Here is a 222-nt window from a genome sequence, read left to right on the forward strand (position 1 = left end):
AATAGAACTTCTCTTCCTGCTTCACATAAATATATGTGATATCAGATTGCCAAATAATTGACGGCGCCATTACTTCCATTCCTTTTATCAAATTCGAATAATGAACAGATGCAGGATAAGTTGTCCGTTTATAATTCTTTTTTGTTTTCAATCTAAAACCTAAATCCATAAAGACATCGATAAATCTATCTCTACCAATGAAATCAGGTTTTAGTGTATGAT

Annotated in this window: 1 pseudogene; it reads right to left on the minus strand. The window is 31.1% G+C overall.

What is annotated here, in order from left to right:
• A pseudogene (locus EWU23_RS14015) lies at positions 1–222 on the minus strand (IS3 family transposase); the annotation flags it as partial.

It is taken from the genome of Aquirufa beregesia, assembly GCF_011090385.1.
In the GTDB taxonomy this organism is placed as follows: Bacteria; Bacteroidota; Bacteroidia; order Cytophagales; family Spirosomataceae; genus Aquirufa; species Aquirufa beregesia.